Raw genomic sequence first — 22,695 nt, 5'->3', positions numbered from 1 at the left:
GGCCGGCCGCCCCGCACCGACGGACCGGGGACGGGCGGCGATGGTGTCCCGTTTCACCGCGGTCTGCCCGACAGGACCACGGTTGGGGGCCGTACTGTTGATCGGGTCCAGACTGCACCCAAATGTCCGCCATCCGGAGGGGTGACCATGCCCGATCACGCGTCTGACCGTATCGATCTCGCAGGCCTTCAGGACGTACTCGACGGACCGTGGGCCAAGGTGCGCAACGCGCACCGGGAGCACCTCGACGAGCGCTTCCTCCCGGTGTACGGCGAGACCGGTGACCAGGCACGCGAGCGGATCACCCGACTGCTCGGCGAACTCCCCGCCGAGCTGGGAATGGCGTCCGCCTTCCCCGCCGAGTACGGCGGCAGCTCCGACATCGGTGGCTCGATCATCGCCAGCGAGATGTTGGCGCAGGTCGACCTGTCGCTGATGGTCAAGGCGGGCGTGCAGTGGGGCCTGTTCGGCGGCGCGGTCGCGGCCCTGGGCACCCGCCGGCACCACGACGCGTACCTCCGGGACATCGTCTCGGGCAAGATCTTCGGCTGTTTCGCCATGACCGAGACCGGGCACGGCTCGGATGTCCAGCAGCTGCGCACCACCTGCACGTACGACCCGCAGACGCAGACCTTCGACCTGCACACCCCGCACGAGGCGGCCCGCAAGGACTACATCGGCAACGCCGCCCGCGACGGACGGATGGCTGTCGTCTTCGCGCAGCTGATCACGAACGGTGAGCGGCACGGCGTACACGCGTGGTTGGTGCCGATCCGCGACGCGCAGGGCAACCCGATGCCCGGCGTGAGCATCGGCGACGCCGGGCCCAAGGCCGGCCTGCTCGGCGTGGACAACGGGCGGCTCACCTTCGACCACGTGCAGGTGCCGAGGGACATGCTGCTGGACCGTTACGGTCAGGTCGCCGAGGACGGGACGTACGCCAGCCCGGTCGAGAACGACTCCCGGCGCTTCTTCACCATGCTCGGCACCCTGGTCCGCGGCCGGGTGAGCGTGGGCGGCGCCGCGTCGGCGGCCACGAAGTCGGCGCTGACCATCGCGGTGCGCTACGGCGACATCCGGCGCCAGTTCGGCACGCCCGACGCGGAGCGCGAGGTGCTGCTCAACGACTATCTGGCCCACCAGCGCAAGCTGCTGCCCGCGCTGGCCACCACGTACGCGCTGCACTTCGCCCAGACCGAGCTGGTCGCCGCGCTCAGCGAGGTGCAGGGCGGCGACGGGCCGGTCGACGAACACCGGCAGCGGGAGCTGGAGTCCCGGGCCGCAGGTCTCAAGGCCGCGCAGACCTGGCACGCGACACGCACCATCCAGATGTGCCGCGAGGCGTGCGGCGGCGCCGGCTACCTGGCCGAGAACCGGCTGCCCAGCCTCAAGGCCGACACCGACGTCTTCACCACCTTCGAGGGCGACAACACGGTGCTGTTGCAGCTGGTCGCCAAGGGGCTGCTCACCGGCCACCGGGACGAGTTCGGCTCGCTGGACGGCTGGGGGCGCGCCTCCTTCGTCGCCGAGCAGGTCCGCGAGATGGTGCTCGAACGCACCGCCGCGCGGTCGCTCATCGAGCGGCTGATCAGCGCCGTGCCCGGTCGCGACGAGGAGGTCGCCGTCACCGACCGCGGCTGGCAGCTCAAGGCCTTCGAGGACCGCGAGAGGCACCTCCTGGACGGCGCGGTCCGCCGCCTGCGGGGCGGCGCGACCACGAAGAAGGACCGCCCCTTCGACATCTTCAACGACGTCCAGGACCACGTCCTGACCCTGGCCGCCGCGCACATCGACCGGATCACCCTCGAGGCGTTCGTCGCCGGCATCGAGGACACCGCCGACCCGGCGGTCCGGGCGCTGCTGTCCCGGGTCTGTGACCTGTACGCGCTGAGCGTCATCGAGGCCCACAAGGGCTGGTTCCTGGAGCACGGCCGTCTGACACCGGCCCGTTCCAAGGCCATCACGGGCGTGGTCAACGCTCTGCTCAAGGAGCTACGCCCGCACATGCGCACCCTCGTCGACGGTTTCGCCATCCCGGATCCGTGGCTGCACGCCGCGATCCTGCGCGAGGAACCCCTGCGGCAGGACACCATGGCCGCCGACGACGAGCAGACACGCGCCGCGGCGGCGTGAGGCAGTTCGCGGACAGGACGGAGTTGTGATGCGCTACGCCGTTCACCACGTACGCAGGCCGAGCCTGACCCGGGACCTGCCGTACGGCCCCCAGGACCTCTTCTGGGTCACCAACACCGCCACGCTCCTGATGGGAGACGAGGACGCGGTGCTCGTCGACACGTTCGTCACCGTGGAACAGAACGAGCAGCTGATCAACTGGGTGCGGTCGTTCGGGCGCCGGCTGACCCACGTCTACGTCACCCACGGCCACGGCGACCACCTCTTCGGCCTGAGCCAGTTGGCGCAGGCGTTCCCCGGCGTGCGCGCCGTGGCAACCGAGGCGACGGTGGCGGCGGCGCGGGTCCAGACGGGGCCCGAGATGGTGAGCTCGTTCTGGCAGCGCCTGTTCCCCGGCCAGATCCCGGCCCGGCTGGCGATCCCCGAACCGCTCGGCGACGACCACCTCGAACTCGAAGGGGAGCGGCTGGAGGTTCTCCAGGCCGGCTTCAGCGACACGGCGGGAAGCACTGTCGTCTGGGTGCCGGGCCTGCGGCTGGTCGTGGCGGGTGACGTCGCCTACAACGACACCCATCCGTACCTGTCGGAGACCACCGCCGCGACACGTCGGGAGTGGGCGGCGACGCTCGACCGGCTCGGTGGACTCGACCCGGCCGCCGTGGTGGCCGGGCACAAGAACCCCGACCGGCCCGACGACCCACGGATCCTCGCCGAGACGGCCGCCTACCTCCGCGAGTTCGACGAGCTCGACGCCGACACCGCGACCGCCGACGAGTTGTACCGCGCGATGCTCGACAGGCATCCGCGACGGGTCAACCCCGGCTCGCTCTGGGGTGCCGCGAAGCAGGCGAAGCAGCAGCGCTAGCACGGCACCCGCCGGGGCGTGACCTCACCGAGGTGTCAGGGCGACAGGCAGGGTGCTCAGTCCGCTGATGAAGTTCGACGGCAGCCGCCGGACCGGCCCGGTCACCTCGACGGTCCGCACTGTCGACCGCAGTTCGGCGAGGAGGGCACGGATCTCCTCGCGGGCCAACTGGGCGCCCAGGCAGAAGTGCGGGCCGTACCCGAAGGTCAGATGACGGTTGGGCCGCCGCGCCAGGTCGAAGGTGTCCGGGGCGGGAAAGACCTCCTCGTCGCGGTTCGCCGACACCATCCACAGTGTCACCACGTCGCCCTCGGACAGCGCCCGGCCGCACAGTTCGGTGCCGGCAGTCACGGTACGGCCCACGTGCGCGGCAGGTGTGGTCCAGCGCAGGATCTCCTCGGTGCCACTGTCGACGAGGGCCGGGTCCGTCATCAGCCGTACCCACTGATCGTCGTGTGTGGCAAGGGCCAGCAGTCCGCCCGCGAGGGCGAGCCGGGCCGTCTCGTCCCCGCCGATGACGAGGTTGTAGCAGTTCAGCAGCACCTCCTCGTCGGTCAGTGGGCGATCGTCGACGGTGCCGCCGACCAGCAGGCTGATGACGTCGTCGGCGGGTGCGTCGCGGCGCGCGGCGGCCAGCCGGGTGTAGTAGAGCAGGATGTCGCTCTGCGCGATGCGGGCCTCCATCCCCGCCTGGTCGGCGGACTCGCCGAGCATCGCCGCTCCGGTCAACTCCAGGACGCGCGGCCGGTCCACCTCGGGTACGCCGAGCAGTTCGCAGATCGCCTGAAGGGGCACCTGCGCGGCGACCTCGGCGACGAAGTCCCCGCCGCCGCGCTCCACCAGGCCACGAAGGAGTTCGCGGGTGGCCCGCGTGATGGAGTGGGTCACCGGCCGCAACGCCCGCGGACCGAACCCGCCGGCGAGCAGACTGCGCAGACCCGTGTGGAACCGACCATCGGTGACCACGAGCATCCGGCCCGCACCCGGGTCGCGACCGCGCAGCAGCGTACCGAGCATGTTGCCGCGCATCGAGGTGAAGGTGTCGCTGTCCCGGACCACCCGCAGTACGTCGGCGTGGCGAGTGACCACCCAGAAACCCGTCGCGGCGCCCGCCTGATGCCAGTGCACCGGGTCGTGGCGGCGCAGCCACCGCCACCTGTCGGTCAGATCCCGGGTCGCGTGCACGTACGGGTCGAGCAGGTCGACAGCCTCCGGCTCTCCCGTCACTGCGACGACTCCGCCTCGTCGAGCAGGGCGGCGAGCAGGTCGTCGTCCGCGCCAATGCCCATCGCGGTCAGCCGGGCGACGAGTTCACGGAGGCTGACCGGTTCGAGGAAGAGTTCGATGGGTGCCCGGACGCCCAGGTCGTCGCCGAGCCGACCGATCAGGTGGACAGCGGTGAGCGAGTCCCCGCCCACGCTGAAGTACGACTTGTCGAGGTCGTCCGGTCCGGTCAGCCCGAGGACGGTGACGAGCAGCTCGGTCACGGCGGCCTCGGTGACCGGCCGGGCGGGACCGGCAGGCTCGCCAGGAGGTGGCGACGCCACCGGCTGCGGCGCCGGGGTCGTGGTGGCCGCCGTGGTGAGGCTCAACGCGCCGAGGCTCTCCCCGGCGAACGGATAGGTCGGCAGGTGCGTCCGCCGCGCCCCGTCGGCCGGCGCCGGCCACCGTACGTCCGCGCCCCGGACCCACGACTCGCCGAGCATCCGCAGCTCCTCGGCCTGCCCGGCGTCCGTCACCCGCCTGCCCTCGGCCAGGGCGTCCAGCGCGTCGGCCGCTCCGGCCGTGCTGCCGGCCACCACGTACGCCCGCGCGGCGTGCGCGCTGCGCCCGCTGCGCAGGGTGTACGCGACGTCCGCGAGGATCGGCGGCGCGGGCGCGCGCAGCGCGGCGGCCAGCTCGGCGGCCGCGCGGCGCAGTTGAGTGTCCGTCCGCGCGGAGATCGGCAGCAGCTCGGCACGGTCCGGCGGAACCGGGCGGTCCGGTTCGGGCGCCTCGGCCAGCACCACGTGCACGTTGGTGCCCCCGATGCCCAGTCCCGTCACCCCGGCCAGCCGCTGGCCGCCGTCCGGCCGGTCCCACTGGCTCAGCGTGGTGACCCGCTCGAACCCCGGCATCCGCGCCAGGTCCGGATGCGGCCCGCTGGCGTTTGCCGTGGGCGCCATGCTCCGGTGGCCCAGCATCAGCACGACCTTGATCAGGCTCGCCACCCCGGCCGCCGCGTCGAGGTGCCCGATGTTCGACTTGACCGAGCCGATCCCGCAGGGCCGGCCAGGTCGGGTGGCGCCGACCGCGGCGGCGGTAGCGGCCAGCTCGACACGGTCGCCCAGTTCGGTGGCGGTCCCGTGCATCTCCAGGTACTGGCCGGCGCTCGGGTCGAGGCCCGCCGCCGACCAGGCCTCGACGATCGCCCTGCTCTGCGAGTCGACGCCGGGCGCGGTGAAGCCCACCTTCGTCGCGCCGTCGTTGGTGACCGCCGAACCCAGGATGACGGCGTGGATCGGGTCCGCGTCGGCGAGCGCGTCCGCCAGCCGCCGCAGCACCAGCACCCCGACGCCGTTGCCGCTGACCGTGCCGGCCGCCTTCTCGTCGAAGGGCCGGCACCGGCCGTCCGGCGAGAAGATGCCGCCGTCGCGGTACAGGTAGCCGCGCGGGCGCACCGAGTCCACCGAGACCCCGCCCGCCACGGCCGCGTCGCACTCGCCGAGCAGCAGCGCCTGCGCGGCCAGGTGCACCGCGGTCAGCGAGGTGGAGCAGGCGGTCTGCACGCTGAGGCTGGGACCGTCCAGCCCGAGACGGTACGACACCCAGGGCGCCAGGAACTCCCGGTCGGTGAGGATGCGCAGTTGCAGCGGCCCCAGCTCGGCGGCGAGCCGGCGATCCACCGCGGCGGCGAGCATGTGGTCGGTGGGGCTGCCGCCGACGTACACGCCAGTCCGGTGGGGCACGTGGCGGGGGTCGTAGCCGGCGTCCTCCAACGCGCTCCAGGTGGTCTCCAGGAGCAGTCGGTGCTGCGGGTCCAGGATCGCGGCCTCGGTGCGGTTGAAGCCGAAGATCTCCGCCTCGAAGCGGTCCGCGCCGGCCAGGTGCCCCTTCGCGGGCACGTACGCCGGATGGGCCAGCTCGGCCGGGTCGACACCCGCGGCCCGTAGCTCCTCGGAGTCGAAGGTGGCGATCGAGCAGACACCTGAGCGGAGGTTCTCCCAGTACTCGCCGAGGTCCCGGGCGCCGGGGAATCGCCCGCTCATCCCCACGATCGCCACTGCTGGCGCTTCGGTCATGTCAGGCCACCTTCCACTGTGTCGTCACCGGCCGGCCGGGCTCGCGCCGTACGGGTCATGAGCCGGGCCCGCCGGTCCTGGCCCCGACGCCGACCCGCGTCGACGCCGGCTGACGGATCGCCGGGACCGTCCAGGTGCGCGGCGAGGGCGGCGACTGTGGGGTACCGGAACAGGTCGACCATGCTCAGCCCGGCGTCGCCCTGCTCGTGCAGCGCGGACAGCACCCCCAGCAGCCGCAGGGAGTTGCCGCCCAGTTCGAAGAAGTTGTCGTGGACGCCGACCCGGTCCAGCTCCAGCACCTGACGCCAGACCGTCGCCAGCCGGAGTTCGGTCCCCGTGGTCGGCGCCACATACCGGTGCGCCAGGTCGGGTCGGGTGGTCGGCGGTGCCGGTAGCCGGGAGCGGTCCACCTTCCCGGTCCGTCCGGTCGGCAGCTCGGCGAGCGGCACCACGCTCTCGGGCACCATGTAGCCGGGCAGCCGCTCGGCGAGCCAGCCGCGCAGTTCGCCGGCGCCCGGCGGCGTGCCGTCCACGCCCACCACGTACGCCACCAGCCGGCGCAGGGCGCCGTCACCGAGCACCGCCGCGACGGCCGCCGACACCGCCGGATGGCGGACCAGCACGGTCTCGATCTCCCCCAGTTCGACCCGGAAACCACGGATCTTCACCTGGTTGTCGGACCGGCCGAGGTAGCTGAGCGTCCCCTCGGCGTCGTACCTGCCGAGGTCCCCGGTGCGGTACATCCGCTCCCCCGGCCGGCCGAACGGGTTGGCGACGAAGCGCTCGGCGGTGAGCCCGGGCTGGTTGGCGTACCCCCGGGCCAGGTGGGCTCCGGCCAGGTAGATCTCGCCGACGACGCCGACCGGCACCGGCCGCAGCCGGCGGTCCAGCAGGTACGCGCGGCCGTTCGCCACCGGCCGGCCGATCACCACGGGCTCGCCGGGGCGCAGCTCGGCGGTGGTGGCGTAGATGGTGGCCTCGCTCGGCCCGTACGCGTCGAGCAGACGGCGGCCGGCCACAGCCCACCTGTCGACGAGTTCCGCCGGGCAGGGCTCGCCGCCGACGGCGATCGTGCGCAGGTCGGGCAGGGCGTCCGGCGAGCAGGGCAGCGACATCGCGGCCGTGGGTGGCAGGAAGACGTACGTGATGCGGGAGTCCCGCAGCCGTCGGTACAGCGCCTCGCCGAGCCGTTCGTGCTCACCGGCGATGTGCAGTTCGGCTCCGGCGACCCAGGTGAAGAACAGGTCGGACACGGCGACGTCGAAGCCGAACGCGACGTACTGGAGGACCCGGTCCGTCACGGTGACCGGGAACTGTGGACGCACCGCGGTGGCCAGGTTGGTCAGCGCCCGATGGGGCACGCTCACGCCCTTGGGAGTGCCTGTCGAGCCGGACGTGTAGAGGATGTACGCCGCGTTGTCCGGGCCCGGCGCTCCCGTGCCGATCCGGGGGGCCGGCTCCGGGCGGCTGAGCACGTCGGCCGCGCCTGCCGTCACCACGAGCGCCGGCAGGCCGAGTTCCCCGGAGCGCCGGGCGGTGCCGACGCCCAGCAGCACCAGTCGGGCACCGGCACCGGCGAGCATCTCGCGCAGCCGCGCCGACGGCTGGTCCGGGTCGAGCGGCAGGTACGCGCCGCCGGCCCGGAGCACGGCGAGCGCGCACACGGCCATCTCGGCGGACCGGGGCAGGCACAGTCCGACCGGAACCTCCGGGCCGACCCCCGCGGTCACCAGCTCGGCCGCCAACCGGTCGGCCCGGGTCAGCAGCTCGCGGTAGCTCAGCACGATGTCGCCGCAGACCAGCGCCGTCGCCTCGGGACGTTCGGCGGCGCGGTCGGCCACCAGGTCGGGAACGAGGCGGGCCGACACTTCCGCCGTGGTGCTGTTCCACTCGTGCAGCATCAGGTGCCGCTGCCGCGCGTCGAGCATCTCGGCGGCGGCCGTCGGCCGGTCCGGAGCGTCGAGCAGGTCGTCCAGCAGCACCTGGAAGCCGCGTACCCAGTGCCTGACGGTGGCCGGATCGAACAGGTCGCTGCGGTAGATGAACTGCCCGACCAGGTCGGTCCCCCAGCGCTCGACGTACAGCAGGAGGTCGAACTTCGCCACGTCCAGCACGAGCGGCACCCGCTCGACCCGGGCCGGCGGCAGGTCCAGTTCCAGCACCGTCTCGTCGTCGTAGGCGAACACCACCTGCACGACCGGGTCGTGGCTCGGCTGACGTTGCGGGGCCACCGCGTCGACCACGGCGCTGAACGGCGCGTCCTGGTAGTCGCGGGCGTCGTGCAGCAGGTCCCGAACCCGGTCCACGAGGTCGGTGAAGCTCGGCCCGTCCGCCAGGTCGACACGCAGCACCTGGGTGTTGGTCAGCAGGCCGACCATGCCCTGCACGTCGGGGTGGTCCCGGCCGGCGACCGGGATGCCGACGACCAGGTCGTCGTGGCCCGACAGCCGGTTCAGGAACGCGGTGTAGGCGGCCAGCAGGACCACGAACGGCGTGGTGTGCCGGGTACGGGCCAGCCCCGCCAGCCGTTCCCGCAGCCCGACAGGCAGGAGGAACGACTCCACCCCGCCGGCCGGGGTCTGCACCGCGGGGCGGGGCCGGTCACCGGGCAGGGCGAGCACCGTCGGCGCTCCGCACAGCATCTGCCGCACCTGGGCCACCGAGTCGGCGTACCCGCCGGTGGCGAGGCGGTCCCGCTGCCAGGCCGCGTAGTCGGGGAACTGGATCGGCAGCGGCTGCGGGGGCGCGCCGTCGCCGTCGCGTTCGGCCCGGTAGCTGTCGGCCAGCTCGCGCAGCATGATCTCCATCGCCCAGCCGTCGCAGACCAGGTGGTGGACGGTCACCAGGATCCGGTGGTCGCCGTCGGTGAGGGCGTACACGCGGCAGCGCAGCAACGGGCCGCCCGCGAGGTCGAACGGCCGGGCCGCCTCGGCGCGCATAGCCGCGTCGACCTCGGCCGGCGACACGTCCCGGTCGACCCGCACGTCGGCGGTCGCCTCGGCGGCCACCACCTGACGGTGCTCGCCGTCGACGGTACGGAAGACGGTGCGCAGCGACTCGTGCCGGGCCACCAGCGCGTCGAGGGCGCGGGTGAAGGCGTCGACGTCGAACGGGCCGTGGACGGCGAACGCGACAGGCACATGGTATTGGGCGCTGCCCGCGTGCAGCCGCTCCAGCACGAGGAGGCTGGCCTGCGCTGGTGACACCGGAAACTCGTACTCCACCGGTTCGTCGGCGCGGCCGCTCACGTCAGCGGGCAGCATGGTCGGCCCTTTCGAGAAACGGATCGATGGTGGCGGCGATCTCGGCGACGGGCCCCGGCCGGAGCACGTCGCGGTGGGCGCAGTCGAGGTCGCGTACCCGGACCCTTCCGGCGGTCCGTCGCCAGGCGGCGGCCTTCGCCTGCGAGGTCAGGCCGCCGGGTTCGGCGGTGGCCGAAAAGAGCAGCACCTCACCGTCGTACCGCGACGGCTGGTAGCTCTGGGTCAGCCGGAGATGATGGCCGCCCAGCTCGACAAGCGCGGTGAGCCGCTGCTCGGTGGCACCCCGCAGCGGGCCGTCGGCGGTCCGCACCGCCGCGAACACCTCGGCGCGGCGCAGTGGGCCGGGTCGGTCGAGCAGCTCCGGTGGCCCCGCCTGGAGCAGGATGCGCAACATCTCCTGCTCCAGCAGGTAGTCGTCGGGCGGCGCGGGCGGCGGGTCGGCAAGCGCCGTGACCGGCACGGCGTCCAGCACGGCCACCAGTCCCACCTGCTGCCCGGCCCGGCGCAGCTGGCCGGCCAGCTCGTACGCCAGCAGGCCGCCGAACGACCGGCCCATCAGCAGGTACGGCCCGCTCGGCTGCGCCGCCCGGATCCGGGGCAGGTACTCCCGGGCCATCTCCTCGATGCTCACCGGCGGCGGGGTGTGCCCGCCGAGCACTGTGGACTGCAGGGCGTACACCTGTCGGCCCGGCAGGTACGGCAGCAACGCCGTGTACGACCAACCGAGCCCCATCGCCGGGTGCAGGCAGAACAGCGGCGTACGGTCGCCGTCGCCGCGCAGCGTGAGCAGGGGCGCGAGCCCGAGGTCGCCTCGGGGGGCGTCGAGCCGGCCGGCGAGAGCGCGCGGGGTCGGCGCGTCGAACAGCGCGCCGATCGGGATCCGGCTGCCGAGGGCACCCTCGACGGCCGCGACGAGGCGCATCGCGAGCAGCGAGTGACCGCCGGCCAGGAAGAAGTTGTCGTCCGGCCCCACCGCCGGCACGCCCAGCACGGTGGCGAACAGCTCGCACAGCTTCGCCTCCCGTGCCGAGGCCGGCGTCGTCGCGGTCGGCGGGCCGACCTGGTTCACCTGCTGTGGCAGGGCGGCCCGGTCCAGCTTCCCGTGCCGGGTCAGGGGCACCTCGTCGACGCGCTGGTATCCGGTCGGCAGCAGGTGAGCGGGCAGCCGCTGCGCCGCGTACCCGCGAACGGCCGCGAGGTCGCCGTCGCCGTCCAGGACGAGGTAACTGACGAGCTGCCGGCCTCCGTCCGGTCCGGCCGTGGCGGCGACCACCGCGTGGCGGACGCCCGGGCCGGAGCGCAGGACGGCCTCGACCTCGCCCGGCTCGATCCGGTAGCCCCTGACCTTCACCTGGTCGTCGGACCGACCGACGAACTCCAGTTCGCCGTCGGTGTTCCAGCGCGCCAGGTCGCCGGTGCGGTACATGCGGGCACCCGGTTCGGGCGTGTACGGCGAGGCGACGAACCGCTCGGCCGTCCGGGCCGGCTGACCGAGGTAACCCCGGGCGAGGCCGGCACCGGCCAGGTACAGCTCCCCCACGACGCCTACCGGAACCGGGCGCAGCCGCGCGTCCAGCACGTACGCGCGGGTGTTGTCCAGTGGACGGCCGATGGGGACCGGGCCGGCGGCCGGTGGGCGGCGGATCGGGTGGCGGGTGGCGAAGGTGGTGGTCTCGGTGGGGCCGTACCCGTTCACCACCCGCAGCCGGGGAGCGGCCCGCTGGACCCGGCGCACCGCGTCGGGGTCGACGACGTCCCCGCCGGTCCACACCTCGGCGAGCCCGGCGAGGACGTCAGGGGCGAGCTGCGCCACGGTCCGGAACAGCTCGGCGGTGAGCCAGAGCGCGGTGATCCGGCTGTCCGTGAGGATCCGTTTGAGGGCGTCCGGTTCGAGTGGTCCGGGTGGCGCGACCACCACCGTGCCGCCGGTCAGCAGCGGCACCCACAGTTCGTAGCTGGCCGCGTCGAAGGTGTGCGGGCTGTGCAGCAGCACCCGGGCGTGCGCGCCGCCGTCGAAGCACCTGTCGGCGGCCAACGCCAGCAGGTTCCGGTGGGTCGCGACCACGCCCTTCGGGGTGCCTGTCGAGCCGGAGGTGTACATCACGTACGCGGCGCGGTCGGGGTGGGACGCCGCCGGGGCGGGCAGGGGTGCGGTCGCGTCGGTGCTGTGTGCGGTGAGGGCGCGCATGTCGTCGGGGAGCCAGTCCGGCACCCGGTCGGCAAGGACGATCCGTACTCCGGCGTCCCGCATCAGGCGGACCAGCCGGGACCGGGGTTGGGCGGGGTCGAGCGGCACGTAGTGCCCCCCGGCCACCAGCACCGCGAGCTGGCCGACCACCAGCTCCGTCGACCGGCCCAGCAGCAGCGCGACCGGCGACTCCGGGCCGACGCCCGCCGCGGCGAGCCGACCGGCCAGGTCATCGGCCCGGGCGGCCAGCTCGCGATAGGTGAGGACGCCGCCGGGGGACTCGACGGCCACCGCGTCGGGAGTGACTGCCACCTGGGCCGCGAACCGCTCGGGCACGCTGTCGCCGGGCACCGGGCGCGCGGTGTCGTTCCAGGCGCTCAGCAGGTCGCGCCGCTCGGTCGCCGGCAGGACGTCGATCCCGTCCACGCGTGCGTCCGGATCACCCGCCAGCAGGTCGAGGGCGCGGACCAGCCGCCGCGCCACCAGATCCGCCTCGGCGGCGCCGAAGCAGTCGGGGCGGTAGCCGAGCCGCAGCCAGAGGCCGTCGGCGGCCACCAGCGTGACGGTAAGCGGATAGTGGGTGGCGTCCCACACCTCGACCAGGCGTGGACCGGTTGCCTCGTCCGGGGCGGTCGCGCCGCGCGGGAAGTTCTCGAACGCCAGCATCGTGTCGAACAGCTCGCCCACGCCGGCCAGGCGCTGCGTCTCGGCCAGCCGTACGTGGTGGTGCGGGGTCAGCGCCACCTGCTCGTCCCGCACGCGGGCGAGCAGGTCGCCTACCCGCTCGCCCGGACGAAGCCGGACCCGGACCGGCACGGTGTTGATCAACAAGCCGACCATCGTCTCCACACCGGTCAGCTCCGGAGCGCGACCCGACACGACCGCACCGAAGACCACATCGTCGGTACCTGTCATCCGGGCGAGAACCAGCGCCCAGGCGACCTGGACGATGGTGTTCACCGTCAGCCCGGCCCCGCCGGCCCGCCGGCGTACCGCGGCGACAAGCGCGGCGGACAGTTCACACTCGACGGTCGCGGGTTGGGCCGGAGTGCGGGACGCCGGGCCCGGCGCGACAAGCGTCGGCTGCCCGAGGCCGGCCAGGGCGTCCCGCCATGCTCCGGTGGCGGCCTCGCCGTCGAGGCCGCGAAGCCAGGCCAGGTACTCCCGGAACGGCGGCGCGGACGGCAGCTCGGCGCTCCGACCCGCGTACAGCGCTGCCAGGTCCCGGGCCAGGATCGGCATCGACCAGCCGTCGACAAGGATGTGGTGCAGCGTCACAATCAGTTCGGCCCGCTGCGCGCCGAACCGGACCAGGGCGCACCGCAGCAGCGGCGGGCGGGTCATCTCGAACCGGCGGACGCGGTCGGCCGCCAGCAGGCGCCGCAGCTCCTCCCGCGCCTCGGCCGGATCGCGTCCGGTCAGGTCGACCTCGGTCCACGGCACCGACACCTCGCGCGGCACCACCTGCACCGGCCGCGCCAGGCCCTTGTGCCGGAAACAGGCCCGCAGGTTCGGGTGCCGCACGAGCAGCGCCGCCACCGCCTCCCGCAGCCGGTGCGGGTCCACCGGGCCGTCGATCCGGAACCGGACCTGCACCAGGTAGACGTCCAGCCCGGAATCGTCGACCAGGGCGTGGTAGAGCAGACCCTCCTGAGCCGGTGTGAGGGGCAGCAGGTCGGCCAGGGCGCCGCCGCTCACCACGAACCGCCCCCGTCCGGGGCGTCCAGGTCGTCCACCAGGGCGTCGAGCTGCTCCTGACTGAGATCCACAAGCGGAAAGTCGGAGCGGGTCACGCCGCCGGCACCGGCGGTCGACGCGTGGTCGGCGAGCACCAGCAGGGCTGACCTCCAGTGCCCGGCCAGCTCGCGTACATCCGCCTCGCCGAGCGTGCCGCTCGCGTACGACCAGGTGGTGAGCAGGTACGGGCCGTCCGGGCCAACCCGTGTGACGGCGTCCACGTCCAGCGCGTGGGTCACCGGCAGCGCCTCGGCGCACACCACACCGAGCAGCTCGACGCCGCCGGCCGTGGACTCGAAACGACCCAGGTAGTTGAACCCGACGTCCGGCTCGGGCAGCTTCGCGAGCGTCGAGGCGGTCTCCGGGTTGACGTACCGCAGCAGGCCGTAGTCCAACCCGCCGGCCGGCACCGCGCGGAGCTGCTCCTTCACCTCCTTGAGCGCCGCGCCGGTGTCCGCCCCGCCCTGCCAGAACGCCTCGGTCGCCGCCGCCGGGGCGTCCAGCCGGACCGGGTACCTGGTGGTGAACCATCCGACGGTGCCGGCGAGGTCCACCCCGTCCACAGGCGCGTCCCGGCCGTGCGCCTCGCGGTCGAGCAGCAGCCCGGTACCCCTGCCCCGCCACCGTACGACGGCCGCGAGCAACGCCGTCAGCAGCACGTCCTCGGGCCTGCAGCGGAAGGCCTCCGGGATCTGGGAGAGCACCGGCTCGGTCTCGGCCGCCGGCAGGCTGACCGTCACTGTGGCCCGCAGACCGGTGGTGGCCCGGTCGGGCAGCAGCCTGGTGTCCGGCCCGGTCAGCACCTCGGTCCATCGTGGAAGCTCGTCGGCGACCTCGCCGGCCCGCGCGTGGAGAAGTTCCGCCCAGCGCCGCAGCGACGTACCCGGCGCCGGGCCGGCCAGCGCCGACCCGGCGGGCCGGTCGGCTGTCAACAGCTCCACCAACTCCCGGTGCAGGACGTGCAGGGAGACCGCGTCGACGGCCAGGTGATGCACTGTCAGCAGAAGGCGCCCGTCCTGCCCGGGACCGTTGTCGAACCACACCGCCGCCAGCAGCCGGCCGGCCTCCGGTGCCAGCCGCACTCGGGCCGCCGCCTCGCGTATCGCCGTCGCGCGCTCGGCCTCGCTCATCGCGCCGGCGTCCACCCGCACCACAGTGTCGATCCGGACCGAGCCGGGCGGCGAGATCTCCAGGCCCGGGTCGTCGGCCGCGGGCCGCAGCAGCCGCAGCCGCAGCGCGTCGTGCCTGTCGGTCAGGATCCGCAGCGCCTCGTCGATGCGCCAGGCGTCGAGCGCGGCCGGGACCGGGAAGTGCACCGACAGGGCGAACGCGGCAGGCTCGGTGCCGTGCTCGCACCACCAGGACATGACAGGGGTGAGCGGGAACCGCCCCGGACCGGACCACTCTGGCGCACCGGCGACCACACCGGTACGGGCGAGCACCGCCAGACCGGCAGGCGTCCGGGCCGTGAAGACCTCGCGCAGGGTGAGTTCCCACCCGGCCGCCCGGGCTCTGCTGACCAGCAGCAGCGCCATGATGCTGTCCCCGCCGAGCTCGAAGAAGCCGTCGTCCACGCCGACCTGCGGAACCCCCAGCACCTCGGCGAAGAGCCCGCAGAGCACCTCCTCTGCGGCGTTGCCGGGCCGGGCCGACCGGGGCTTCGGCGGGATGACCGGAGCGGGCAGCGCGGCCCGGTCGAGCTTGCCGTGCGCCGTGGTGGGAAGGGCGTCGAGCGTGACGAACGCGCTCGGCACCATCTGCACGGGCAGTGCGGCCAGCGCGTGCGCCAGGACCTCGTCCGGTTCGAGTCGCGCTCCGGGGCGCGGCACCAGGTAGGCGACAAGTCGGCGGTCGCCCGGGGTGTCCTCACGCAGCAGCACCACCGCGCGGGCCACCGACGGGTGCCCGGCCAGCACCGCCTCGATCTCGGCCGGCTCGATCCGGAATCCGCGCAGCTTCAGCTGCTCGTCGGTGCGGCCGAGGAAGTCCAGTTCGCCGTCCGCCCGCCACCGCACCAGGTCACCGGTGCGGTACATCCGGGCACCGGGCCGCCGGGCGTACGGGTCCGCGACGAACCGTTCGGCGGTCGCCGCCGGTTGGCCCAGGTACCCCCGGGCCAGGCCCTCGCCGGCGAGGTACAACTCGCCCGGCACCCCGACCGGCACCGGGCGCAGCCGCGCGTCGAGCACGTGCACAGTCGTGTTGGTGATCGGGCGGCCGATCGGCGGGGCGCCGCCGCCGGCCGCGAGCGGATCGCTTACCGTCACACCCACAGTGGTCTCGGTCGGCCCGTACGCGTTGTGGAACCGGCGACCCGGCGACGCCCACGCCGCGACCAGCTCCGGTGGGCAGACGTCCGCCCCGACGCACACCGTCCGCAGCTGCGGGTACTCGTCGGCGGGAACGCTTGCCAGCACGGCCGGCGGAAGCAGCACGCAGGTGACCCGGCGCTCGCGCAGGACGTCCCCGAGGGCGGGGCCGACGAGCGGCCCCGACGGTGGGATCACCAGGGTCCCGCCGGAGCCGAAGGCCATGCACAGCTCACTGACGGAGATGTCGAAGCTGGGCGAGCTGAGGTGCAGGACGCGGCTCTCCGGGGTCAGCCCTAACCGGCGTACCAACGCCTCGGCCAGGCTCGCGATGCCGCTGTGGGTGACCACCACGCCCTTGGGCCGGCCGGTCGAGCCGGAGGTGTACATCAGGTAGCCGGCGGCGGCGGGCACCGTCCGGACGGCCGCGCCGGCCGGTTCGCCGGCGAGGTCCGCAGGATCCAGCACCAGCAGGGGTACGCCTGTCTCCGGCAACTCCGCCGCGCCGTCGGTGACCACCAGCACCGGCGCGGCGTCGTCGACAAGCAACCGGATCCGGTCGACCGGATAGTCGAGGTCGATGGGCAGGTACGCGCCGCCGGCCCGCTGCACCGCGAGCACGGCGACGACGGTCGCCACGGTACGGCCCAGTGCCAGCGCCACCACGCTCTCCGCGCCGACGCCGTGCTCCCGCAGGCGGCCCGCCAGCCGGTCGGCCCGGTCGAGCAGTTCGGCGTACGTCAGGGAAAGGTCGTCCGATTCGACGGCGACCGAGTCGGGTGTCTCGGCGGCCCGGCGGGCGGCCAGGTCCGCGATGGACGCCGCCGGTAGGTCGAGCCGGTCGCCGTCGCCAGCCGTCCGCAGTCGCCGCCGTTCGTCAGCGCCGAGCAGGGCGACGGCGTCGACAGGCGTCTCCGGTGCGGCGAGCAGCCCGGCCAGCAGGACCGGGAAGCTCTCGGCCCAGCTCCGCACCACCTCGGCCGGGTAGACGTCGGTACGGATCTCGAACGTGCCCTCGATGCCGTCCTCGGTGTCCCTGGTGATGCCGACGAGGTCGTGTTCGCCACCGGTGTGGACACGCTCCGGTTCGGCGATCTCCCGCAGTGCGCGGACGCTCTCCTGTCGGTTCAGGTGCATGAACACCCACTGGAACAGCGGGGAGCGGCCGTGTGTGCGCTGCGCGCCGACCGCGCTCACGATCCGGCCCACAGGCACGTCGGCGTTGGCAAGCATCCGGGGAAACCCGGCGGTGAACCGGCCCAGCAGGTCGGCGAAACTGTCGGTGGGTCCGATCCGCCAGCGGGTGGGCAGAGCGTTCATCACGTAGCCGATGACCCGGTCGAGACCCGTGGCCGAACGGTTGGCCGTCGGGGTGCCGATGACGAAGTCGGCCCGCCCGGACAGCCGGTACGCCAGCACCGCGAACGCGGTCATCAGCACGCCGTACGCGGTCGCGCCGCGCTCCCTGGCGAACGCCCGCAGGGTCGCCTCGGTGCCGGCGTCGATGTGGAACGGGATCTGCCGGATCCCGCTGCCGGTCGCCGGTGCGACGGCCCCGGTGCCACCGACGGTCAGCGGCCCGGGTGGGTCGGCCAGGCGCTCGCGCCAGAACCCGAGCTGCGCGTCGAACACCCCGGCGGCCTCCAGCTCACGCTGCCAGGAGGCGAAGTCGGCGTACTGGATCCGCGGACGCCCCCGACGGGGCGCGACGCCGTCCCGCACCGCCCGGTACGCCTCGACGAACTCGCCGTGCAGCACGTCGAAGGACCACCAGTCGGTGACGATGTGGTGCAGCGCCAGCACCAGCGACGAACGGGTGTCGTCGACGGTGATGAGGCATCCCCTCATCAGTTCGTCGCGGGTCAGGTCGAACGGTCGGCGGCTGAACGCCGCGAGTTCCTCGGGCAGGGTCGTGCCGCGGTCCCGAACGTCGATCCGCTCCAGGACGAACCGGTCGGCGGGAAGGAGTTCGAGGCGTAGGTCGCCGACGTCGCCGACGATAGTGGTGCGCAGGATGTCGTGCTGCTCCCGCACGATCGTCAACGCCCGCTCCAGGTCGGCGGCCGCCACCGGCCTGTCGAAGTGGTACGCGCAGCAGAGGTTCAGCGCCGCCGTACCCGGATAGAGCGATTCGTAGACCCAGAGGTCCTCCTGGGCGAGGCTGAGCGGTACCGGGCCACCGTCGTCACGCGGTGGCACGACTGCCGGGATCTCGCCGAGCCGGTCCGCCTCGACGAGCCGGCGCAGAAGGCGGATCCGCTGCTCGCCGCGGAGCGCGGCGAAGCGGGCGGCCGTCGAGGTGCTGGCCGGGCCCGCGCCGGGCCCACCGCTTGGCACCGTCATGCCGTCAGGTCCTTTCGCAGTTCGGCGAGCCGGTGCAGCCCGGCGAGGATGTCCGACCGGTCGAGGCCGAAGTCGACGAAGCAGGCCACCTCGTCGCAGCCGAGGTCGCGCAGGTCGAGCAGGGATCTGCGGCAGGTCTCCGGTGAACCGAGCAGGCTCCCCCAGCTCAGGTAGCGCTGCCTGGCGAATTCCACGAGCGCGTCGGTCTGCTCGGCGGTGAGCGCCGCGGCCCGGCCGTCGCCGGCCCGGTTGGCGGCCGTCTGCGCCACGTACGACCGCAGGTACGCCCGCAGCGACCCGCTCGCCAGCCTGGTGGCCTCGGCGTCGTCGGCCCCGACGTACGTGTGCGCCATCAGCGTGACAGTGCCCCGGTCGGTGGTGCCCAGCTGCTCGGGTGCGGCCTGGTACGCCGTCCGGTAGCGCCGGATCTTCTCGGCCAGCTCCTCCCGGGTCTGCCCGATGGTCGCGCCGAGCACGTTCGTCCGGAGCCGTCCGGCGGCCTCCCACGTCTGCGGGCTACCGGAGGTGGTCAACCAGATCGGAAACCTGGGCGACACCGGTCGGGGCTGGGGTCGTACCGCCACCGGACGCCCGGTGCCGTCGGGCAGTTCGACCGCCTCGCCCGCCCAGAGCCGGCGCAGCAGCGGGATGTCGGCCAGGGCCCGCTGCCGCCGGTCGGCGTACCGGTCGGGGGCCAGGACGAAGTCGGTGGAGTGCCAGCCGGTGGCCACCGAGATGCCGGTCCGGCCCCGGGACAGGTTGTCCACGACCGACCAGTCCTCGACCACCCGCAGCGGGTGGTGCAGGGGCAGCACCACACTGCCGGCCCGTACGGCGACCCGGTTGGTGACCGCGGCGAGGGCCGCGCAGAGCACCGGCGGGCTGGGGAAGACCTGCCCGACCTGCTGGAAGTGCCGCTCGGGGGTCCACACGGCGGTGAACCCGAGCGAGTCGGCGGCCCGGGTGATCTCCAGGATGTCGTCGTACTTGGCGGCATGGCCGCCTGCGCCGTCGCAGTCGTCGGCGCCGAAGAACATCACGCTGAGGTCCATGGCGTCGGTCACTCCTCACCGTGGGAGGTCCGGCCGGAGCGGACCCGTGGGATGCGGGGCAGGCGGGGAATCGGGGTCGTGGCGACCGTCGGGGCGGCGGTCAACGCCCGGGCCAGCTCGGCGATGGTCGGGGCGGCGAAGATGTGGCTTGCGGTCGCCGGCAGCCGTTCCACTGTGGCGATCCGCGCGGCGACACGCACCGCCCGCAGCGAGTTCCCGCCCAGGGCGAAGAAGTTGTCGTGCGCCCCGACGCGCTCGACGCCGAGCGCGTCGGCCCAGAGCGCGGCCAGCCGTCGTTCCAACTCGGTACGCGGCGCGACGTGGACCGGCCGGCCGGACGGCTGCCGGGGCGGCGGAACCGCCGCGTCCGCGCCCGCCGGCAGGGCCAGCCGGGCGTCGAGGTCGGTGAGCCGGGTCCACGGCGCCCCGGCCATCGTGTCGAGCACCCGCAGCAGGACGTCCGCCAGCCACTCCATCACGGGCCTGCCGAAGACCTCCGCCTGGTACTCGACAGTCACCGCGATCCCGGCCGGCGTACGGTCCGGACCGTAGTCGTCGGTCACGTCCACCAGCAGCTCGAACCGTGCCGCGCCGGTGCGGATGACCTCCACCCCGCTCCGTACGCCGGCCAGGGCGAGACTGCTGCGCGCGTTGTTCTGCAGCGCCAGCACGACATCCACCAGCGGGTGCCGACCGGGCGACCGCGGCGGGTTGAGGTCCGCCACCACCTGTTCGAACGGCACGTCCTGGTGGGCGAACGCCGCGACGTCGACCTCCCGGACCCGGACCAGCAGCTCGGCGAGCGTCGGGTCGCCGGACAGGTCCGTTCGCAGGGCCAGCATGTTCACGAAGAACCCGACCGCGTCGGTCGGGGCGACTGTCCGTCCGGCGATCGGCGCGCCGACCGCGATGTCGTCGCCCGCGCCGGCCCGCCTCAGCACGACGGCCAGCGCCGTGTGCAGCACCATGAACAGGGTGGCCCGATGCCGCCGGCCCAGCTCGACGAGCTGGGCGTGCACGGCCGGGTCCACCTGCCGTACCGCGGTCTCCGACCGAGGGCCGGGGGCGGCGGGCCGGTCGGCGAGCCGGGGCAGGGCCAGCCCGCCCGGCAGGCCGGCCAGGACCGAGCGCCAGTGGGCGAGCTGCCGGGCGGCCACGCTGCCCGGGTCGGCCGGGTCGCCGATCCGCGTCCGCTGGTCGACGCCGACGGCGTGCCGTTCGGGCGCCGGCAGCGCGGGCGCCGCGCCGACCCGGCGGGCCTCGTACGCGCCGGACAGGTCGTGCAGCAGCGGCGCCAGCGACCAGCCGTCCGCGGCGATCTGGTGCATCACCAGCAGCAGCGCCGCTCCGGGCTGGTCCTTCTCGACCGTGAACACCACGGCCCGGAACGGAAGCTCGGCGCTCAACCGGAACCGGTACCGGGCGGCAGACGCGACCCGCTCGGCGAGTTCGGCGTCGTCGGCGACCCGGACCACCGCGACGTCGAGCCGTGCCCGCCCCACCGGCAGCACCCGCTGCTCGGGTTCGCCGTCGTCGACTGTGAACACCGTCCGCAGCGCCTCGTGCCTGTCGACCAGATCCTGGAGCGCGACCCGCAGGGCGGCGGTGTCGACCTCGCCACGGAGCCGGACGAGGATCGGCATGTTGTACGCGATTCCCGCGTCGACCTGGTCGAGGAACCAGAGCCGCCGCTGGGCGAACGACAGAGGCGTACCGCGCCCGGCGTTCCCGGTCCCTGTCGACGGCGGCTGCTCCGTCGCGGGGCCGCGGACCTCGTCCAGGCGCCGTGCCACCGCGGCCACGGTGGGCGCCTCGAACATCGCCCGTACGCCGATCTCGGCGCCCAGCACGGTGTGGATGCGGCTCAGCAGTCGCGCCACCCGCAGCGAGTCACCGCCCAGGTCGAAGAAGTCGTCGTCGACCCCCACCGACGGTACGCCGAGCACCTCGGCGAAGAGTTCGCACAGCGCCTTCTCGGCGTCGGTGCCCGCCGGGCGCGACGGACCGGAGCCGTCCGCCCCGAGCGGCGGGTGCGCCGGCAGGGCCGCGCGGTCGAGCTTGCCGTTCGCGGTGAGCGGCAACGCGTCCACCGCGACGACCACCGCCGGCACCATGAACTCGGGCAGCATCCCGGCCACGTGGGTCCGCAGGTCGTCGCGCCCGGGCGGGCGTTCGCACCCCTTCGCCGGCACCACGTACGCCACGAGCTGCCGCTCCCCGTGCCTGTCGTCGGTGGCCGCGACGGCGGCCCGTTCCACAGCCGGATGCCTCGTCAGCGCCGCCTCGATCTCGGCCGGTTCGACCCGGAAGCCCCGGATCTTGACCTGGGCGTCGGCGCGTCCCACGAAGTCCAGCGGACCGTCCTCGCCCCGGCGGACCACGAGGTCCCCGGTGCGGTACATCCGTTCACCGGGCCCGCCGAACGGGTTGGCGACGAACCGGTCGGCGGTCAGCCCGGCACGGCCGAGGTAACCGTCGGCCAGGCCGGCCCCGGCGGCGTACAGCTCACCGACCTCGCCGTCGGGCACCACCCGCAGCCGCTCGTCCAGCACGTACGCGTCTTTCGCGGCCAGTGGCCGGCCGATCGGCACCGAGGCGCCCTCCGCCTCGGCCCGGACCACCGGGTGGGTGGTCACGAAGATCATCGCCTCGACCGGCCCGTACCCGTTGCGCAGCCGCAGCCCGGGGAAGCGGTCCAGGGCCCGGCCGACGTGCGCCGGCGAGAGCGCCTCGCCGCCCACCAGCAGGTCGCGGACGCCGTCGAGCGCGGCCGGGTACTCGTCCACCACCACGTTGAACAGGCTGCTGGACAGGTACATCGTGGTGACGCCGTGCTCGCCGGCCAGGCGGGCCAACACCACCGGGTCCACGCGGCGCCCCGGGTACAGCACGCAGGTGCCACCGTGCAGCAGCGCGCCCCACAGCTCCAGCACGCAGGCGTCCCAGGAGACCGGCGCGCACTGCAACCACACCGCGTCGGGCGCGGCCGGCAGGTCCTCCTGCCCGGTGAGGGTGCCGACGATCGCCAGGTGCGGCGCCGCGACGCCCTTGGGCCTGTCGGTCGAGCCGGAGGTGAACATGACGCACGCGACGTCTCCGGGCCGGGCCCGACCGGCGCCCCGGGGCAGCTTCCGTCCCTGGTCCGCGTCGACGCCGACGAACCGCGCCCCGTTCCCGAGCCGCCGCACGGCCGCGTCGGTGGCGGCGACCACAAGGGCCACGCCGGCATCCTCCGCCATGCCGCGCAGCCGGTGCGGTGGAAAGGCGGGGTCGAGCACCAGGTATCCGGCCCCGGCCTTCAACACCGCGAGGACCGCGACCACCAGGTCGACGCCGCGCTCCAGGTGCACCCCGACCACCGCGCCGGGCCGCGCGCCGGCATCGGCGAGACACCGGGCCAGGCGGTCCGCCCGGGCGTCCAGGCCGGCATAGGTCACCCGTTCCGAGCCGTGCACCAACGCTGTCGCATCAGGGGTACGGGCGACCTGCTCCTCGAAGACCTCGTGTACGCAGTGGGCGTCCAC

The 22,695-nt window shown here is 73.8% G+C and carries 9 protein-coding genes; 2 read left to right on the top strand and 7 right to left on the bottom strand.

All coding sequences use genetic code 11. The features are described from left to right. Positions 1-147 precede the first annotated feature (147 nt). On the top strand, positions 148-2,133 hold the full coding sequence (locus ACZ6N8_RS19190) for an acyl-CoA dehydrogenase family protein (protein WP_466011577.1): 1,986 nt from the start codon (positions 148-150) through the stop codon (positions 2,131-2,133). Positions 2,134-2,161: 28 nt separating this feature from the next. Beyond that, positions 2,162-2,998: an MBL fold metallo-hydrolase gene (locus ACZ6N8_RS19185; protein WP_466011575.1), complete on the top strand. Its 837-nt coding sequence runs from the start codon at positions 2,162-2,164 to the stop codon at positions 2,996-2,998. 24 nt (positions 2,999-3,022) lie between these two features. On the opposite strand, the gene ACZ6N8_RS19180 is transcribed toward ACZ6N8_RS19185, so the two are convergent. From ACZ6N8_RS19180 to ACZ6N8_RS19150, 7 genes are read right to left on the bottom strand one after another with little or no spacing between them, the layout of a single operon-like run. Further along, positions 3,023-4,225: a cytochrome P450 gene (locus ACZ6N8_RS19180; RefSeq protein WP_466011573.1), complete on the bottom strand. Its 1,203-nt coding sequence runs from the start codon at positions 4,223-4,225 to the stop codon at positions 3,023-3,025. Continuing rightward, positions 4,222-6,279: an acyl carrier protein gene (locus tag ACZ6N8_RS19175; RefSeq protein WP_466011571.1), complete on the bottom strand. Its 2,058-nt coding sequence runs from the start codon at positions 6,277-6,279 to the stop codon at positions 4,222-4,224. Before ACZ6N8_RS19175 ends, ACZ6N8_RS19180 begins: the two co-directional genes overlap by 4 nt. Continuing rightward, the gene (locus tag ACZ6N8_RS19170) at positions 6,276-9,542 is read right to left on the bottom strand and encodes a non-ribosomal peptide synthetase (protein ID WP_466011570.1); all 3,267 of its coding nucleotides are present in this window, start codon (positions 9,540-9,542) and stop codon (positions 6,276-6,278) included. The genes ACZ6N8_RS19175 and ACZ6N8_RS19170 overlap by 4 nt, the downstream gene beginning before the upstream one ends. After that, on the bottom strand, positions 9,529-13,431 hold the full coding sequence (locus tag ACZ6N8_RS19165) for an amino acid adenylation domain-containing protein (protein WP_466011569.1): 3,903 nt from the start codon (positions 13,429-13,431) through the stop codon (positions 9,529-9,531). Before ACZ6N8_RS19165 ends, ACZ6N8_RS19170 begins: the two co-directional genes overlap by 14 nt. After that, positions 13,425-18,119 carry an amino acid adenylation domain-containing protein gene (locus tag ACZ6N8_RS19160; RefSeq protein WP_466011568.1) on the bottom strand — a complete coding sequence of 1,565 codons (4,695 nt, stop codon included), beginning with the start codon at positions 18,117-18,119 and terminating at the stop codon, positions 13,425-13,427. The genes ACZ6N8_RS19165 and ACZ6N8_RS19160 overlap by 7 nt, the downstream gene beginning before the upstream one ends. Next, positions 18,116-19,171 carry a MupA/Atu3671 family FMN-dependent luciferase-like monooxygenase gene (locus ACZ6N8_RS19155; RefSeq protein WP_466011566.1) on the bottom strand — a complete coding sequence of 352 codons (1,056 nt, stop codon included), beginning with the start codon at positions 19,169-19,171 and terminating at the stop codon, positions 18,116-18,118. The genes ACZ6N8_RS19160 and ACZ6N8_RS19155 overlap by 4 nt, the downstream gene beginning before the upstream one ends. A gap of 8 nt (positions 19,172-19,179) precedes the next feature. After that, the gene (locus ACZ6N8_RS19150; RefSeq protein ID WP_466011564.1) at positions 19,180-22,695 is read right to left on the bottom strand and encodes an amino acid adenylation domain-containing protein; all 3,516 of its coding nucleotides are present in this window, start codon (positions 22,693-22,695) and stop codon (positions 19,180-19,182) included.

It is taken from the genome of Micromonospora sp. NPDC047521, from assembly GCF_055587305.1.
Note: the sequence above shows the minus strand (reverse complement) of the source record. Positions and strands in the feature narration are given on the sequence as shown.